At 61.0% G+C, this 16,633-nt stretch carries 21 protein-coding genes; 12 read left to right on the top strand and 9 right to left on the bottom strand.

What is annotated here, in order from left to right; genetic code table 11:
- Both rdgC and ACM62Q_RS11205 read left to right on the top strand, forming a co-directional pair.
- On the top strand, positions 1-384 hold a 384-nt coding region (gene rdgC / locus ACM62Q_RS11210), incomplete at its 5' end, for a recombination-associated protein RdgC (protein WP_415036583.1).
- Positions 372-809 (top strand): YchJ family protein, encoded by a 438-nt coding sequence (locus tag ACM62Q_RS11205; RefSeq protein ID WP_415036581.1) that lies wholly within the window; start codon positions 372-374, stop codon positions 807-809. The genes rdgC and ACM62Q_RS11205, both read left to right, overlap by 13 nt.
- A gap of 29 nt (positions 810-838) precedes the next feature.
- Here ACM62Q_RS11205 and ACM62Q_RS11200 read toward each other — a convergent pair whose 3' ends face one another.
- Positions 839-1,930 carry an alkene reductase gene (locus tag ACM62Q_RS11200; RefSeq protein ID WP_415036579.1) on the bottom strand — a complete coding sequence of 364 codons (1,092 nt, stop codon included), beginning with the start codon at positions 1,928-1,930 and terminating at the stop codon, positions 839-841.
- A gap of 109 nt (positions 1,931-2,039) precedes the next feature.
- Here ACM62Q_RS11200 and ACM62Q_RS11195 point away from each other — a divergent pair, with 109 nt between their 5' ends.
- The 7 genes from ACM62Q_RS11195 (at position 2,040) to ACM62Q_RS11165 (ending at position 7,884) form a co-directional block, all read left to right on the top strand.
- Entirely contained in the window at positions 2,040-2,456 is a 417-nt protein-coding gene (locus ACM62Q_RS11195; RefSeq protein ID WP_415036577.1) for a YidB family protein, read from the top strand.
- Positions 2,457-2,529: 73 nt separating this feature from the next.
- Positions 2,530-3,147: a guanylate kinase gene (gene gmk, locus ACM62Q_RS11190; protein ID WP_415036575.1), complete on the top strand. Its 618-nt coding sequence runs from the start codon at positions 2,530-2,532 to the stop codon at positions 3,145-3,147.
- Between the two features lie 13 nt (positions 3,148-3,160).
- Entirely contained in the window at positions 3,161-3,367 is a 207-nt protein-coding gene (rpoZ, locus tag ACM62Q_RS11185; protein ID WP_415036573.1) for a DNA-directed RNA polymerase subunit omega, read from the top strand.
- A 20-nt stretch (positions 3,368-3,387) separates the two neighbouring features.
- Positions 3,388-5,541 carry a RelA/SpoT family protein gene (locus ACM62Q_RS11180; RefSeq protein ID WP_415036571.1) on the top strand — a complete coding sequence of 718 codons (2,154 nt, stop codon included), beginning with the start codon at positions 3,388-3,390 and terminating at the stop codon, positions 5,539-5,541.
- The gene (locus ACM62Q_RS11175; RefSeq protein WP_415036569.1) at positions 5,538-6,791 is read left to right on the top strand and encodes a D-amino acid dehydrogenase; all 1,254 of its coding nucleotides are present in this window, start codon (positions 5,538-5,540) and stop codon (positions 6,789-6,791) included. Before ACM62Q_RS11180 ends, ACM62Q_RS11175 begins: the two co-directional genes overlap by 4 nt.
- 28 nt (positions 6,792-6,819) lie before the next feature.
- Positions 6,820-7,590 carry a TatD family hydrolase gene (locus ACM62Q_RS11170; protein WP_415036567.1) on the top strand — a complete coding sequence of 257 codons (771 nt, stop codon included), beginning with the start codon at positions 6,820-6,822 and terminating at the stop codon, positions 7,588-7,590.
- Between the two features lie 3 nt (positions 7,591-7,593).
- Positions 7,594-7,884: a DUF167 domain-containing protein gene (locus ACM62Q_RS11165; RefSeq protein WP_415036565.1), complete on the top strand. Its 291-nt coding sequence runs from the start codon at positions 7,594-7,596 to the stop codon at positions 7,882-7,884.
- Between the two features lie 180 nt (positions 7,885-8,064).
- Here ACM62Q_RS11165 and ACM62Q_RS11160 read toward each other — a convergent pair whose 3' ends face one another.
- From ACM62Q_RS11160 to ACM62Q_RS11135, 6 genes are all read right to left on the bottom strand, one after another.
- Positions 8,065-8,370, bottom strand: coding sequence for a ComEA family DNA-binding protein (locus ACM62Q_RS11160; protein WP_415036563.1), 306 nt, complete (start codon positions 8,368-8,370; stop codon positions 8,065-8,067).
- A 121-nt stretch (positions 8,371-8,491) separates the two neighbouring features.
- Positions 8,492-9,739, bottom strand: a complete 1,248-nt coding sequence (locus ACM62Q_RS11155) for a dihydroorotase (RefSeq protein ID WP_415036561.1) — start codon at positions 9,737-9,739, stop codon at positions 8,492-8,494.
- Between the two features lie 3 nt (positions 9,740-9,742).
- Positions 9,743-10,702, bottom strand: coding sequence for an aspartate carbamoyltransferase catalytic subunit (locus ACM62Q_RS11150; RefSeq protein ID WP_415036559.1), 960 nt, complete (start codon positions 10,700-10,702; stop codon positions 9,743-9,745).
- Positions 10,695-11,213, bottom strand: a complete 519-nt coding sequence (gene pyrR / locus ACM62Q_RS11145) for a bifunctional pyr operon transcriptional regulator/uracil phosphoribosyltransferase PyrR (RefSeq protein WP_415036557.1) — start codon at positions 11,211-11,213, stop codon at positions 10,695-10,697. Before pyrR ends, ACM62Q_RS11150 begins: the two co-directional genes overlap by 8 nt.
- The gene (gene ruvX / locus ACM62Q_RS11140) at positions 11,200-11,625 is read right to left on the bottom strand and encodes a Holliday junction resolvase RuvX (RefSeq protein WP_415036555.1); all 426 of its coding nucleotides are present in this window, start codon (positions 11,623-11,625) and stop codon (positions 11,200-11,202) included. Before ruvX ends, pyrR begins: the two co-directional genes overlap by 14 nt.
- A gap of 1 nt (position 11,626) precedes the next feature.
- Positions 11,627-12,187, bottom strand: a complete 561-nt coding sequence (locus ACM62Q_RS11135) for a YqgE/AlgH family protein (protein ID WP_415036553.1) — start codon at positions 12,185-12,187, stop codon at positions 11,627-11,629.
- A gap of 141 nt (positions 12,188-12,328) precedes the next feature.
- On the opposite strand from ACM62Q_RS11135, the gene ACM62Q_RS11130 reads away from it, so the two are divergent.
- Together ACM62Q_RS11130 and ACM62Q_RS11125 are read left to right on the top strand one after the other, a co-directional pair.
- A complete protein-coding gene (locus ACM62Q_RS11130) occupies positions 12,329-12,715 on the top strand; it encodes a hemerythrin domain-containing protein (protein ID WP_415036551.1) in 387 nt (128 codons plus the stop codon).
- A gap of 133 nt (positions 12,716-12,848) precedes the next feature.
- Complete coding sequence (locus ACM62Q_RS11125; protein WP_415036549.1) at positions 12,849-13,592, top strand: hypothetical protein; 744 nt, start codon at positions 12,849-12,851, stop codon at positions 13,590-13,592.
- A gap of 129 nt (positions 13,593-13,721) precedes the next feature.
- Here the strand turns inward: ACM62Q_RS11125 and ACM62Q_RS11120 are convergent, their stop codons facing one another.
- Entirely contained in the window at positions 13,722-14,417 is a 696-nt protein-coding gene (locus ACM62Q_RS11120) for a plasmid pRiA4b ORF-3 family protein (protein ID WP_415036547.1), read from the bottom strand.
- 165 nt (positions 14,418-14,582) lie between these two features.
- Here ACM62Q_RS11120 and ACM62Q_RS11115 point away from each other — a divergent pair, with 165 nt between their 5' ends.
- Positions 14,583-14,783: a hypothetical protein gene (locus tag ACM62Q_RS11115; RefSeq protein ID WP_415036545.1), complete on the top strand. Its 201-nt coding sequence runs from the start codon at positions 14,583-14,585 to the stop codon at positions 14,781-14,783.
- A gap of 95 nt (positions 14,784-14,878) precedes the next feature.
- Here ACM62Q_RS11115 and pepN read toward each other — a convergent pair.
- A partial coding sequence (pepN, locus tag ACM62Q_RS11110) for an aminopeptidase N (RefSeq protein WP_415036543.1) occupies positions 14,879-16,633 on the bottom strand: 1,755 nt, incomplete at its 5' end.

Raw genomic sequence — 16,633 nt, 5'->3', positions numbered from 1 at the left:
AAATCGGTGGCCGAAGAAAAAGCCGCCGTGCGCTACGTGCGCCACCCGCTCGACGGCGACGGCATGGACGAACAAATCCGCGCCCACCTCGCCGCCGGCAAACTGCCGACCCGGCTGGCGCTGACCTGGGACGAGCGCATCTCTTTCATCCTCACCGAAAAACTCGAAATCAAGCGGCTGGCCTTCCTCGACCTGCTGAAAGAAGAAGCCGAAAAAGCCGCCGAGCACGCCGAAGAACAATTCGCCGCCGATTTTTCCCTGATGACCGGCGAACTTGCCCGTTTCCTGCCGCAACTCACCGACGCCCTGGGCGGCGAAATGCAGGAAGCCCCCGCGAACGCGATCCATACCGCCAGCACCGACAGCCCGCCGTGGGAAAATTAAAAAATGCGCTGAAAAACGCGCCGGAAACCGGCTGCCCTTGCGGCAGCGGCCAGCCCTACGCCACCTGCTGCCAGCCTCTGCACGACGGCCAAACCCAGGCCGCCGATGCGCTCACCCTGATGCGCTCCCGCTACGCTGCCTATGCCCAGCGCCGCGCCGATTACCTGCTCGCCACCTGGCACCCCGGCAGCCGCCCCGAAGCTTTCGACCTGAATGATGACCGCAGCCAATGGCTCGGCCTGGAAGTGCGCGCTCACACCGTGCAAGACGAAACCCACGCCACGGTGGAATTCATCGCCCGCTACCGCCTCGCTGGCCGGGGGCAGCGGTTACACGAAATCAGCCGGTTTGTGCGAGAGGCGGGGCGGTGGTTTTATGTCGACGAGCAACACTCGGACGAAACGCCCGCCACGCCCCGCACATAAGCCCGAGGCAGCGGCGGGCCCATTCACTTTCACGCCGGATTCAACAGTGGGTAATCGGTATATCCCGCTGCCCCGCCGCCATAAAACGTTGCTACATGCGGCGTATTCAGTGCGGCATCACTGCACAGTCGTGCGACCAAATCGGGATTGGCGATGAAGGCTTTGCCAAAAGCGACCAGGTCGGCCTTGCCGCTGGCCACTGCGGCTTCCGCCAGCGCCTTGTCGTAGCCGTTGTTGACCATCCACGCGCCGGAGAAGCTGCGGCGCAGGGCGGCGTAGTCGAAGCTGACGCCTTCCGGTTCGCGCGCGCCGCCGGTTTCGCCCTCGATCATGTGCACATAGGCCAGCCCCAGCCGCGCCATCTGTTCGACGACATAGCCGTAGAGCGCCTGCGGGGCGCTGTCGCGCGGGGTGCCGCCGCCAAAGGTGGTGAGCGGGCTCAAGCGGATACCGACGCGGCCGGCACCGATTTCCTGACAGATCGCCGCGGCCACTTCACAAACCAGACGGGCGCGGTTTTCGATGCCGCCGCCGTAGGGGCCGCTACGGTCATTGATGCTATCGCGCAGAAACTGTTCGAGCAGATAGGTGTTGGCGGCATGGATTTCCACCCCGTCGAAACCGGCGGCGCGGGCGTTGCGGGCGGCGCGACGGTAGTCTTCGAGCAGGGCGGGAATTTCATCATCGCGCAGGGCGCGCGGCGCGGAGACCGGGGTAAAACCTTCGCGCGTGAAGGTTTTGGCCTGTGCCGGCTGGGCCGTGGAAGACACGGGGGCCGCGCCGTCCGGCAACAGGCTGCCGTTGGAAACACGCCCGACGTGCCACAGTTGCAGCACGATCTTGCCGCCGCCGGCATGTACGGCCTCGGTCACCTTTTGCCAAGCCCCCACCTGGGCCTCGGACCAAATTCCCGGCGTATCCAGATAGCCTTGCGCCATCGCTGAAATCGGACTGGCTTCGGCAATGATCAGGCCGGCGCTGGCACGCTGCGCGTAATACTGCGCCGCCAGCGGCCCGGGGGAATTACCCTCAGCCGCCCGGCTGCGTGTCAAAGGGGCCATGACAATGCGGTTTGCCAAGGTAATTTCACCGAGCTGAAGCGGATCAAACAAAGTAGCCATCGCAATTTCTCCAAAAAATCTCGCACACCAAACTTTGCATTTCTTAACGCACGAAAACCCATAGCGGTTTTACCATGCGCACTTCGCTTTTTAACACGAAGGATGAAACATGGGACTTCTCGATCAAGTGGTCGGCAATCTGGCCGCCAGCGCACTCGGTGGAAAAGGCGGCGATAACGGCTTGTTCGACATCGTTTTGCCTTTGATCAACAAATTTCCGGGCGGCATCGCTGGCCTGGTGCAGGCTTTTCAACAAGGCGGCCTGGGTGACATCGTCAATTCCTGGGTATCCACGGGCAAGAACCTGCCGGTCTCGGGAGATCAACTTACCTCGGTGCTGGGCAATGATTTCATGGGCGGACTGGCCAAACAGCTCGGCGTCGGCACCCAGGAAGCCTCCGGCAACCTGGCCAGCGTACTGCCCGGCCTGATCGACCAGCTCACTCCCGACGGCCAGTTGCCGCAGGGCGGTGATTTGCTGTCGCAAGGCCTGAGCATGCTGAAAAAAGGCGGCTTGTTCGGCTAAAACCTTGAACAGGCAGGGCAGGCGGGCGGTAAAACTGTTAACATCTCTCGCCTGCCCTTCCTGAAAGTACTGCATGTCTGCCGGCACTCTATTCGTTGTCACCGCCCCCTCCGGCGCGGGCAAAACCACCCTGGTGCGCCACCTGCTCGAACGCAACAAGGCAGTGCAGCTGTCGATTTCCTTCACCACCCGCGCGGCGCGCCCGGGTGAGGAAAACGGGCGGGAATACCATTTCATCGATGCCTCCCGCTTCAAGGCGATGATCGCCGCCGGCGAATTTCTCGAATGGGCGGAAGTGCACGGCAATTTCTACGGCACCTCGAAAACCTGGATCGGCGAGCAACTGCGTGCCGGGCGCGACATCCTGCTGGAGATCGACTGGCAGGGTGCGCAGCAGGTCCGCCAACAGTTTCCAGAGATGTTGGGCATCTTCATCCTGCCCCCCTCGCTGAACGAACTTGCGCAGCGCCTATCGGGCCGCGGCACGGACAGCGCCGACGTGATCGAACGCCGGCTTGCCGCTGCCCGTGAGGAAATGCGCCATATCGAGGCGTTCGACTATGTTATTATTAACGACCAATTAAACCAGGCCATCGATGATCTGAGCGCCGTCGTACACAGCGCCCGTCTCGGTCTGGCACGGCAAAAGGCAGATCACAGCGCCTTGTTTGCCACTTTGCTTGAACATTGATTTGAGGTTGCCCATGGCCCGCGTTACCGTTGATGACTGCCTGAAAAAAATCCCCAACCGCTTCCAGATGACCCTGGCCGCCGCCCACCGCGCCCGCCAGATCGCCAATGGCTCGACGCCTCTGGTCGAAGTCGATAAAGACAAGCCTACCGTGATCGCCTTGCGCGAAATGGCCGTCGGCAAAGTCGGCCTGGAAGTGCTCAACCGCGGCCAAGCCTGAGCCTTCGGGGAGCACGCCGCATGGACCCTGCGCCGCAACTCCCCGCCAACTACGAGGCTGACGCCTATAGCGTCTTCCTCGACAGCCTCGATTACCTATCACCGGATGAGATCGAACGCGTCAAGCGCGCTTTCGATTTCGCCGCGCGGGCCCATGCCAGCCAGAAGCGCGCCTCCGGCGAACCCTACATCACCCACCCGCTGGCGGTTGCCGGCACCGTGGTCGATTGGCGCATGGATGCCGATGCCGTCTGCGCCGCGCTGTTGCACGACACCATGGAGGACACCGGCACCAGCAAGGCCGAACTCAGCGAATTGTTCGGCAAGGAAGTCGGCGAGCTGGTCGATGGTTTATCCAAACTGGACAAAATGGAGTTCAACTCCTACCAAGAAGCGCAGGCTGAAAATTTCCGCAAAATGCTGATGGCCATGGCGCGCGATCTGCGCGTAGTGATGATCAAACTGGCGGATCGCCACCACAACATCCAGACCATGGCCTCGATGCGCAGCGACAAACGCATCCGCATCGCCCGCGAAACCCTGGAAATCTATGCGCCGATTGCGCTGCGCCTGGGGCTGAACAAGCTCTACCAGGAATTGCGCGACATCTGCTTTCACCTCATCCACCCGCACCGCGCCGCCGTGCTGAGCAAAGCGCTGCGCAGTGCGCGGGCGCACCGCCAGGAGACGCAAACGCGCATCGTCCAGGCGATGTGCGACAAACTCGCCCATGCCGGCGTGGTGGCCGAAGTATTGCGGCGCGAACGCGGCCTGCATTCCATTTTCTGCCACATGAAGGACCGCCAGCAATCCTTCTCGCAAGTGCTCGACACCTACGCTTTTCGCGTACTGGTCGATAACGTCCCCGGCTGCTACCTCGCACTCGGCGCGCTGCACACCCTGTATAAACCCGTCCCTGGCAAATTCAGCGATTACATCGCCCTGCCCAAGGCCAACGGCTACCAATCCTTGCACACCACCTTGATCGGCCCCTACGGCGTGCCGGTGGAAATGCAGATTCGCACGCGCGAAATGCACCGCGTCGCCGAAGACGGCGTATCGGCCAACTGGCTCTATAAAGATGCCGGAGCAAGCTGCGCCGAGTTGCAGATCAAAACGCACAAATGGCTGGAATCGCTTCTGGAAACACGCGGCGGCGGCACCTCCTCGGAATTTTTCGAAGACGTCAAAGTCGATCTCTTTCCAGACGAAGTCTATGTTTTCACCCCCAAGGGCCGCATCATGTCCTTGCCGCAGGGGGCCACCCTGGTCGATTTCGCCTATGCCGTGCATACCGATGTCGGCAACCGCTGCACGGCAGCGCGGATCAATCACGAGCTGGCACCGCTGCGCAGTGAATTGAAAAATGGCGACCTGGTCGAAATCATCACCGAGCCAGACGCCAAGCCCAACCCCGCCTGGCTCAACTACGTCAAAACCGGGCGGGCGCGCAGCCGCATCCGGCAAGCGCTGCGCATTACCCAGCAAGAAGAATCGGCCCGCTTGGGTGAGCGCTTGCTACGCCAGGAACTCCTTTCTTTAGGCGTCGTTCCCATTTCCATCCCCAGCACCGCCTGGGAAACCCTGGTTCGCGCCAGTGGGCAACAGAGCATCGAAGAAGTCTATGCCGACATCGGCCTGGGCAAGCGTCTGCCCTCAGTGGTGGCGCGCCGTCTGCTCGCCCGCGAAGACATGAGCGTACAGGGCATGAGCGGGCGCACCATCGCCATTCACGGCAACGAGGGTTTGGCCATTCAGCTCGCCACCTGTTGCCAGCCGATTCCCGGCGACCCCATCGTCGGCTCCATCCGCAAAGGTCGCGGCATGGTGGTGCACACCATGGATTGCCCCAGCATCCTCAAATCGCGCAAGGATGAACCCAACAAATGGCTGGACGTGGACTGGGAGCCGGAAGAGGGCCGCATGTTCGATTTGCGTCTGCGCGTCGAAGTAAAAAACCAGCGCGGCGTGCTGGCGCAAGTGGCCAGCACCATTTCGGACGCCGGCTCGAACATCGAACACATGGCCATGGAGGCCGATCCCGACGGCCATGTCACCACCTTGCATTTCACCATCAAGGTCAATGACCGCAAGCACCTCGCCCTGATCATGCGCAACGTGCGCCATATTCAGGAGGTTTTACGCATCGCCCGCGAACGCGGAGAGAGCGCTTGAACATTCTGGTGCTCGGGGCCGGCCTTGCCGGCACGGCCAGCGCCTGGTATCTGCAGGCCGCCGGGCATCAAGTCAGCGTCATCGACCGCCAGCCAGCCGCTGGCCTGGAAACGAGCTTTGCCAATGGTGGCCAGATTTCCGTCTCGCACGCCGAACCCTGGGCCAATCCGCACGTTCTGCCCAATCTCCTGAAATGGCTGGGCAAACGCGATGCGCCGCTACGCTGGCACTGGCGCGCCGATGCCGCGCAATGGGCCTGGGGTTTGCGTTTTTTGCGCGAATGCCTGCCCGGGCGCACGCAAAAAAACATTGCGGCCATCGTGCATCTGGCGCTCTACAGCCGGCAGCAGTTACAGCACTTGCGCGCCCAGCTCGCTCTGGACTATGACCAGTTGCAGCGCGGCATCCTGCACCTTTACACCAGCCGGCAAGACATGGCAGCCTCTCTTGGGGCGCGTCAAGTCATGGCCCGCCACGGCCTAGCGCGTGAAATGCTCGATGTCGCCGCCTGCCTGGAACTCGAACCGGCGCTCGCCCCCGCCGCGCATTTGCTGGTCGGCGGCGATTACACCGCCAGCGACGAATCCGGGGACGCCCATCGTTTCACACAAGCGCTCGCCGCCCACAGCGCAGCCGCCGGTGTCGAATTTTGCTACGACACTCACATCGAACGCCTGGCTACCGCTGGCGGGCGCATCGCCGGCGTGGTGACACGCGGCCCGCAGGGCGCAAGCTTACGCACGGCTGATGCCTATGTTCTGGCGCTGGGCAGCGAATCCCCCCTCTTGCTACGCCCGCACGGCGTCCATCTGCCGGTGTACCCGGCCAAGGGCTATTCCGCCACCTTGCCGCTGGCCAACCCCGACAGCGCGCCTTACGTCAGTCTGACCGACGATGCCTACAAGCTGGTGTTTTCGCGCCTGGGTAATCGCCTGCGCATTGCCGGCACGGCCGAATTCAACGGCTACAACCGCGAGCTCGACCCGCTGCGCTGCCACGCGCTCTTGCGGCGCACGCGCCAGCTCTTCCCCAAGCTGGAAATTGCCGGCGAAGCCGATTTCTGGTGCGGCCTGCGCCCGGCCACGCCTTCCAACCTGCCGCTCATCGGCCGTTCCCGTCTCTCTAATCTATGGCTGAACACCGGCCACGGCACCTTGGGCTGGACCCTGGCCTGCGGCTCCGGCGCGGCCTTGTCCGACCTGATCGCCGGCAAGCGCCCAAGCCCGGATTTCCCGTTTCTCGCGCCCTGATCCGGCCGCTTGCCGTTTTTCCCCCCGAATGATCGACACCCACTGCCACCTCGATGCCGATGAATTCAGCACGGATCTGAGCGCGGTGCATGCGCAAGCACGCCGTTGCGGTGTGACGCACTACATCATTCCCGGCGTCCGCGCCGCCGGTTTTGCCCGGCAAAAAGAAATCCTCGCCCGCCTGCCCGGAACCTATGCGGCCTACGGCATCCACCCCTTGTTTGTCGCGCAAACCGGCGGCGATGACTTGCCGGCGCTGCGCGCCATGCTGCAACACGAGCACCCGGTCGCCGTCGGTGAAATTGGCCTGGACTTCTACCTGCCTCAGGCTGACCACGAACAGCAAATGGATTTTTTCGTCACCCAGCTGCAACTGGCCCGCGAATTCGATCTGCCCGTCATACTGCACAGCCGTCACGCGGTCGAAGCCAGCTTACAGACTTTGCAGCGCCATCGGGTACGCGGCGGTGTGGCGCACGCCTTCAACGGCAGCCGGCAACAGGCCGATGCCTTTATCGCGCTCGGCTTCAAACTCGGCTTTGGCGGCGCGCTGACCCACCCCGGTTCGCGCCGCATCCGCGCCCTGGCAGCCGCCTTGCCTTTAAGCGCCATGGTTCTGGAAACCGATGCCCCAGACATCGCCCCCGTCTGGCTGCAGGGTGGGCGCAACAGCCCGGCGCAATTACCGCGCATCGCGGCGGAACTGGCGCAGTTACGCCAGATGCCAACCGATGCGCTGATCGCGCAGTGCGATGCCAACGCCCGAGCAGTTTTTCCGGCGCTGGAAAAAAGCGTTTGAGCCATGTCCTGGTATCGCCTCACACCTACGGGCGGCGCAGTGCTCAGTTTGCACATTCAACCCGGCGCAAAAATCAGCGCCTGCGCCGGCTTGCACGGTGATGCACTGAAAATCCGCCTGGCCGCACCGCCGGTCGATGGCAAGGCGAACGAAGCCCTGTTGCGTTTTCTGGCGGAAACTCTGGCCCTTCCCCGACAACAGCTGCGCCTGAAAAGCGGCCAGAGTTCACGGCAAAAACGGATCGAAATCGACACCGTTACCCCGGAACAACTGGCCGCGCTGCTGAGCCACTGACTCGCAACAGCACTTCAGATCTGTCGCCATAAAAATTGGTTGCGGGTTTGCCTCCCCCAGCCAGTCGCTGCGAATGCAACCCAGTCTTTCGGTCGGGGTTTTCAACTGGAGTCAGGTGTACGAAAAACGGCGGGAAATTCCCGCCGCAGATGCCGTTTCAAGCCTTTTCTGGCCCGATTTTCACTTCTTGGCCGGTGCTTTGGCCGCCGTTTTCACCGGTGCCGCCCCGACGCTCAGCTCCGGGCGCAGTTTTTCAACGCTTTTTTTACCGAAGCCTTTGACGTTTTCTAGCTCATCGACGCTTTTGAACGGCCCGTTCTTGCTGCGGTAATCGACGATGGCCGCCGCTTTGCTGGGGCCGATGCCCTTGACTGCATCGAGTTCGGCGACCGTCGCCGTGTTGAGATTGACTGCCGCGAAGGCCAGGCTGACCGCCGCAAACAAGCCGAACAACAAGGTGAAGAGACGTACTGACAAACGTTTCATTGCGTGTTTCCTCCAGAATGTTTGAACAGGTAAGTAAGGACGGCGAAGTTGCCGCCACAAACATTCTATTGGAATAATTTGTTTATGTCATTAGCATTTTTACCCGGGCAAAACAGTTTGCTTAGCCATAAACCACACGTCCGCCGACCAGGGTTTTCCACACCCGCCCCAACATCGGATGGCCCAGCCAGGGCGAGTTTTTGCCACGGCTTTTCAGGATTTCCGGGCTCAGCAGCCACTGCGCATCGGGATCAAAAATACAGAGGTCAGCGCTCGCACCGACGTTCAGATTGCCCGCCGCCAAACCCAGAAGATCAGCGGGAACGCAGGTGATGCGCTTGAGCGCCGTAGAAAGATCGACCTTTTCTTGCGCAGCCCATTTCAAGAGCAGGGGCAAGAGCACTTCCAGGCCCGTTGCGCCGGGCTTGGCTTCGCCAAAAGGCATCATTTTGTCGTCGGCGGCAAGCGGTGTGTGATCCGAGCAAATGGCGGCTTGGCCGAGGCGCGCCGCGGCGCTCAAGCGGCTGCGATCTTGTTCGGTGCGCAAGGGGGGCAAAAAACGGGCTTGCGGGTTGAAAAAACCAATGTCGTACTCGGTCAGCAAGAGGTGATGCACGCCAATGTCAAAACTGATCGGCAAACCTTCTGCCATGGCGGCTTCGACCATCGTCACCCCGGCTGCGGAAGACAGACGGGTGAGATGCACGCGGCAGCCGGTATGGCGCACGAGCTGGGTGAGCGTGGCAATGGCGATGGTTTCGGCGGCGACCGGAATGCCACTTAAACCCAGACGGGCAGAAACCTCGCCGTCATGCGCGTTACCGCCGCGCGCCAGATAGTAATCCTGGGGATGTAAAAAGACGGTAAAACCAAAAGATGCCGCGTACTCCAGGGCGTGCATCAACGATTGGGTATCGACCACGGCGACCTTGGCTTGCGAGAATGCCACGCAACCGGCTTTTTTCAGCCCGGCCATTTCGGTCAGGCGCTCGCCCTGCAAACCCAGGGTCAGCGCCCCCAGCGGGTAGACGCGCGCCTTGCCGATTTCCTTGGCGCGGTGCACCAGGCGGTCGGCCAGTTCCGGTTCATCGAGCGGCGGATCGGCATCGGGCGGCACCACCACGCTGGTGACGCCACCGGCAACAGCCGCGGCCAGCTCGGCCTCGATGGAGTTCAGGCGGGCACCCAGATCAACAAAGCCCGGGCAGACGACATAACCCTGCGCATCGATGCTTTCACTGGCTTCAAAACCGGCGGGGGCGGCACCGACGCCGGCGATGCGCCGACCGCTGATGAACACGGACAGATTTTTCTGGTCGATACCGTTTTTTGGATCGATGACGCGGCCATTTCTGATTTCGAGATTCATAGCTTAATTCCCCGCAACGATGCTCATCACCGCCATGCGTACAGCGATACCAAAAGTGACTTGGTTGAGGATGACGGCCTGCGGTCCGTCCGCCACCACCGAATGAATTTCCACACCGCGATTCATCGGCCCTGGGTGCATCACGATGGCATCCGGTTTAGCCAGCGCCAGCTTTTGCGGCGTCAGCCCGTAATGGCGGAAATACTCGCCAGCCGAAGGCAGGAGCGCGCCGTTCATGCGCTCGTTTTGCAGGCGCAGCATGATGATCACATCGCAATCGCGCAGGCCTTCGTTCATGTCGTGGAACACCTGCACGCCGAGTTTGTCGAGGTGTTTTGGTAGCAGGGTTTCCGGGCCGATGGCGCGCACTTCCGGCACGCCGAGCGTGGTCAGCGCGTGGATATCCGAGCGCGCCACCCGCGAATGCAGAATGTCGCCCACCACGGCCACCCGCAGCTGGCTGAAATCCTGCTTGAAATGGCGGATGGTGTACATGTCGAGTAGGCCCTGCGTCGGGTGCGCGTGGCGTCCGTCGCCGGCATTGACCACATGAATATCGTTGCGCCCGATGCGCTGCAGGTGTTCAGCAATCAAATAGGGCGCGCCGGAGGTGGCGTGACGCACGACAAACAGGTTGGCATCCATGGCGCACAGGTTGTCGATGGTGTCGAGCAGCGTTTCGCCCTTGGAGGTCGAGGAGCGGCCAATATCGAGGTTGAGCACGTCGGCCGACAAGCGTTTGGCGGCGATTTCAAAGGTGGTGCGGGTGCGCGTGGAGTTCTCAAAAAAGAGGTTGAAGACGCTTTTGCCGCGCAGCAGCGGCACTTTTTTCACTGCCCGCGTGGAAATTTCCATGAAGGATTCGGCGGTATCGAGAATCTGCTCCATGATGGGGCGCGGCAAACCTTCCGTGGAGAGCAGGTGGATCAGCTCGCCATGTGTGTTCAACTGCGGGTTATGCATGCTGCAGCCTCCAGGTGAGTTGTTCGGCATCATTTTTGCCCAGTTGCAGACTTTGCCCGGGGGCCAGATGGACATCCCAGACTTTCCAGTTTGCCGCAATGGGCAATTCCCGCCCGCCGCGATCGGCCAGCACGGCGAGCTCGATCGCCGCCGGGCGACCGTAATCGAAAAGCTCGTTGATCGCCGCCCGTGTCGTGCGCCCGGTGTAGAGCACATCATCGACCAGGACGATGTGGCGGCCTTCGACGTCGAAAGGAATGATGGTGGGTTTGACCTTGGTATGCAGCCCCTTGACGGCAAAATCATCGCGGTAAAACGATACGTCGATCAAACCGATTTCTTCCGGCAAATCCAATAACTCGCGCAAGCGCTGCGCAATCCAGGCACCGCCGCTGTAAATTCCGACCAGGGCGGGATTTTTCGGCAAGAGCGGGCGTAACAATTCGGCCAACTGCCGGCATTGCGCCTGGGCATCGGGCAAGGACAAAGGTGAAATATCAGGGGGCGACATGGGCGGCGCTCTCCATCCAGGTTTGCAATATGAGTTGGGCGGCCACGGCATCGAGCAGCGGCTTGGCGGATTTGGCGTTCCGCCCGGTTTCGCGCAGGCGGCTTTCGGCATCCCGCGAGGTCAGGCGCTCGTCCGCCAGGGCGACGGGCAGGGCAAAGTGCTTGTGCAGGCGTTCGGCAAATTTCGTCGCCAACGCCGTCATGGCGTGCGGCGTGCCGTCGACATGGGTGGGCAGGCCCACCACCAGCTGTTGCGGCTGCCATTCGGCCACCAGTTTGCCGATTTCCTCCAGGCGCTGGGCATTGCTTTCGGCGTGGATGACGGTGAGCGGATGGGCGGTGCCAAGCAGGGTTTCGCCGGTGGCGACGCCGATGCGTTTTTCACCGAAATCGAACGCCAGCACAGTCGCCATTTCAGGCGTGTCCGGCGATATCGGAAAGTTGCGCGAAGCTGATGCCTAGCGTTTGCAAGGCGGCGGGCAAACGGCTTTCCGGCGGCAGATCAAACAAAATATCGGCGCTGGCCGGCACCGTCAGCCAGGAATTTTGCGCCATTTCCTCTTCAATCTGCCCGGCATCCCAGCCGGAGTAACCCAGAGAAACGATGATTTCCGAAGGCGAACCGTCCTTGGCCACAGCATTCAACACATCGCGCGAGCTGGTAAGGGCAACTTCCGCGCTGACTGCCAAAGTCGATTGCCAACGACCGCCCGCACGATGCAGCACAAAGCCGCGATCCATCTGCACCGGGCCACCGAAATAGACCGGCAGCTGCGCCAGTTCCTGGCATTCGACGTTGATATTGACCTTCTCCAGCAAGCTCGCCAGATTAAGCTCCAGCGGCCGATTGACAATAATGCCCAGAGCACCGTTTGCAGTGTGCTCGCAGACATAAATCAAAGCCTTGGCAAAGTAAGGATCTTCCAGACTTGGCATGGCGATAAGGAAGTTATTGGTCAGATTAAAGGCAGTCATGGCGCAATTTTAACCCGAACCCCGATGCCGCGGCGGCACCGCCCTCTCGCTTCTGCGCTTCACCGCCAGAAGCGGGCTAAATCAAAGCGGGAATTTTCCAAAACACTAAACTGCCCGCGCCGCCTACTCCTGGAGAAAGCCATGAAACGCCACACCGCCCTACAAGACCTTTCGCGCGAGCACTATCGCGCCCTGAAACTCGCTCTGGCCTGCCGTCGCGCCTGCGACTCCGGCGATAGCGCGCAACAAGACGCCATGATCGCCGAGTGCTGCACGGTGTTTGCCCAAGAGCTCGAACCCCATTTTCAAACCGAAGAACGCGACCTCCTCCCACGCTTGGCCGCCGCAGGAGAAAACGCCCTGGTTGACCGCACCCTCGCCGAGCACGCCGAATTCCGCGCCCTGATCGCCCAACTCCCGCAACAAGGTGCCTCCGGTCTTACCCGCTTTGCCGAATTGATGAACGCCCACGTGCGCTTTGAAGAGCGGGAAATGTTCGCCGCCATGGAAAAACTGCTCGCCGCCTGATCTGGCATACCTGCCTGTGCCAGCCAGCGCGCAGATATGCGAGAGAACCCTTCCTCAAGCGCGCCGACATCGGGCAAGCGGAGGAAGTAAAACTCGGCGCATGCGACAATGCAATTTTTCACCTGGCTTAACTATGAGCGCCGTTCTGGAATTTTCTGACCCCCTTGTTTCCCTCATCGATCCCGCCAGCCAGCGCGCCGGTGTGGCGCTGGCGCAGGATGTGTTCGGCCAGCTGTTTCGCCAGGCGGTAGACGCAGAGACAAACGACAATGAAGCAGCGCTGACCCTTGGGCTGCAAGCCATTCACGCCTGGGTGGACGAGGGCAGCGATCCATCGGCACAAGCCGCCCGTCTGGCACTTTTGATTTACGCCCTGGATGCCTGGGGGCTGGCGTACACCCAGGCTTTCCGGCTGCAGGCGATTCCGCCTCTGTCCGCCCTCATGGGCAATTTGCGCACGCCGCTGGAAACCCAGGCCGAGGCGCGCTTTACCCAGTATTTTGCAGCTCTTTCAACGCAGGAAAGCGCTGCCATCGATGGAAAAATTGCGCTGCGCCGCAACATTCACCTGGCACTCTGGCACGCCATGGCAGCCTGCACCAATGCGCAGGAAGCGCGCCCCATCACACAGGTGCTCGGCAGCCTGATGCTGGCGCTCGATACGCAAATGCCGGAATACGGTTGGCGGCTCTTGGCGGACAGCATGGCGACATTGCAAATCGCCTTGCTCGAACACGGCGAGGCCGGCGGCGCGCAAGACGGCACGCGCGAACTGTTTGCCGCCCTGCAACACGCCCTGCCCGCAGAACGTTACCAGGCGGCACTCAGCCTCTCCGGCCAGGCACTACTCGCCTGGCTGCAGACACGCCGCGGCTGAGCAAACCCGCAGCTTCCACCCGCCGGTGCCGTGTTGCTTTCTGTTTGGAAGGCAATTTACGGCTTGTCCGCAGCTGATCGGTCAGCAAAGCCAATCGAAAACAAAACTTCGTTTAATTCCCACCTTGAATCAGATTTTTAGATCCTGCAACGCAAGCTTGATGGCGACGGTGTCGACGAATTTCGGGTCAAAGGTCTGACCGCCGCACCACTGCGACATTACGCCGTATTCGGGGTGCGCAGGGTCCGCCATGATGCTGACAAAAGCCTCGTAACCTGGCGCGCCACCGACATCTTCAGGCGGCGCGGCATTGACGGCCTTAAGCAGCGTGGCTCGGTCACTCAAATCCGCATCACCTGGCAGCCTCTTTTCGACCTTGATCCGATGTTCCCAGTGATCTCCAAAGTCGTAGATATATTTGAACGAAACCATACCGCCCAGGGCGGTTTTGAGCTGAACACGCGCCTCCGATCGCACCGGTTCCCAATCGAACTCCGGATCAGGAATGCCGAAACGCTCGTTGCCAAAATTGAATTCGTGCATATGCCCATCGTCCCACCCGAATACAACTTGCAAGACGTCATGCAGGCTACCCAAGGTAATCGATTCCGGCACCAAGATGCGCCGCCAGATCGCGGGCTTGATCCAGGCCAATTCGGCTTTCAGTTGTAATAAATCGGCGTGTTTTTTAGCGCGCGGTTTTTTCGCAGGAATCAGATGGCTCATTGCAGGCAGCTTTCCATAAAAGGGCGGCGCAATCAGCGCCTGGATTCCAGAGAAATACGCAGCAAACCGGCCAATCCTGTGCTCGACAACCCAAGCCAAAACTATCCGCTGCCTCTGGGAAGCACAATTTTATCTGCCCTATGGCGACAAAAACCATAGAGTCTGCGCGCTCATTCCAGAAACCTCGCCGCCCCCGGCAACTAGACAAAACCCCAGACTCGGCTATAGTTCAACTGCCCATTCACTGCCCACAAGGAGATAGCCATGTCCATATTTGACGCTCCCATTGCCCGCTGTGAGGCTGCCCGCGCCATGGTATTGATGGATTTGACGCAGGGTGAATGCGCGCGTGATCACGCCTGCCCAAAAAATCGTCAGTGCCCGCTGGAGGGGTGTTTCGCCGAAATGAGCGGAATCGAATCGACCACCCGCGAGGTTTGGCCAACGACGCCGACGCATCACTAAGCCCAACCCGGCCTATTCGCACGGAAATTGTGCTGAATAACATCATCGAAAAGCCGCCACGGGCGGCTTTTCGGTTGACATGAAAAACAGAATGTTCAAGACCTCTCCGGCGCACTCGCCAAAGCGCGGGTGACCACTTCGCGCACATCACTGACCAGATCGGGCAAAGCCAGCACAGTTTCCAGCGCGGCTCGGGCCTGTGCTTGACGCGCCAGGTCGAACTGACGCCAGCGGTCAAAGGCGCGCGCCAGGCGGGAGGCGACCTGCGGGTTTTTCTGCTGCAAAAAAGCGATTTTCTCGGCAAGAAAAGCATAGCCCGCGCCATCTTCAGCATGAAAATGCAGGAAATTTGCTCCGAAAGTGCGCCATAAGGCATAAATCTTGTTCGGATTCGCGGCATCAAAACCGGCGTGCTCGGACAGCGCGCGCACCCGGGCAAGCGTATCCGGCCGGCGGCTGGCGGCTTGCACTTGCAGCCATTTATCAACGACCAATGGCTCGTTTTGCCAGCGTGCGTAAAATTCGGCGAGCGCTATCTCGTGTTCAGAAGCATCCGCCGCCGTCAGATTGGCCAGCGCCGCCAGCGCTGCGAACTGGTCAGTCATGTTGTCGGCGCTACGCAGTTGGTGCAGCGCGAGCGCGCGATAACTTGGCGTAGCCCGCTCCAGCAAATAGCTCAAACAAACGTTACGCAAGGCCCGCCGGCCAGCTTGCAAACCATCGGGGGAGTAACTTTCCCGATTTTCAAGGGCTTCATAGGTGGCAAGAAACACCGTTTCCAACGCCTGAGCGAGACGCTGGCGCAGCCCGTTACGCGCCCGATGCAGCGCACCAGGGTCGATCGGCGCGGGCAACTGTTCGGCCAGCGTAGCTTCGCTGGGCAAGCTCAGCACCTCGGCGACAAAAGCCGGCGCAGTTGCGCTTTGCCTGTGCAGAAGATGACGGCAGGCCGCAATGAAAACCTCCGGCGCAGGTGAGGCTTGCCCGGCTTGCTGCGCCCGCATGGCGGCAAAAATCAGCGCGCCAGCCAGGCGTTGCCCGGCTTCCCAAGCGCTGAAAGCATCACTTTCGTGCGCCAGCAAAAGGCTTAATTGCTCCGGCGTGTAGGCAAAATCAAGCGTGATCGGTGCCGAAAAATCGCGCAGAAAAGACGGCACCGGCGGCGCGACGATGTCCTCGAACACGAAACTTTTCCGGGTTTCATCAAGCAACAACGTGCGTTCGCTGTTCGGCAGCATCTGGCCGCTTGCATCGAACAGCGCGACACGCAGCGGGATCAGGTAGGGTTGATCGTCGCTCGCCTGCGGGTTGCTCTGCTCGCAGGCGATCCTGTAACTGCGGGCGTCGGCATCGTAGTAAGCGCTCACCTTGACGCGCGGCGTGCCGGGTTCGCGATACCAGCGCATGAACTGGCTGAAATCGAAGCCGGAGGCGCTGCGCATGGCGGCGATGAAATCCTCGCAGGTGACGGCCTGCCCGTCGTGGCGGCAGAAATATTCATCCATGCCGGCACGAAAAGCCTCACGACCAATCAGGGTCTGGATCATGCGGATGACCTCGGCCCCCTTTTCGTACACCGTGGCGGTGTAGAAATTATTGATTTCGATGTAGGAGGCCGGACGCACCGGATGCGCCATCGGCCCGGCGTCCTCGGGAAACTGCGCGGCGCGCAGACCGCGCACCTCGCGAATGCGGGCGGTCTGCCGGTCGTGCGTGTCGGCCCCGAATTCCTGGTCGCGGAAGACGGTCAGCCCTTCCTTCAGGGAAAGCTGGAACCAGTCGCGGCAGGTGACGCGGTTGCCCGTCCAGTTGTGGAAATATTCGTGCGCCACCACCCGGTCGATGTTCTC

The sequence above is a fragment of the Azonexus sp. genome (genome assembly GCF_047638095.1).
Classification (GTDB): Bacteria; Pseudomonadota; Gammaproteobacteria; order Burkholderiales; family Rhodocyclaceae; genus Azonexus.
This window is presented reverse-complemented; position numbering and strand designations above follow the sequence as displayed.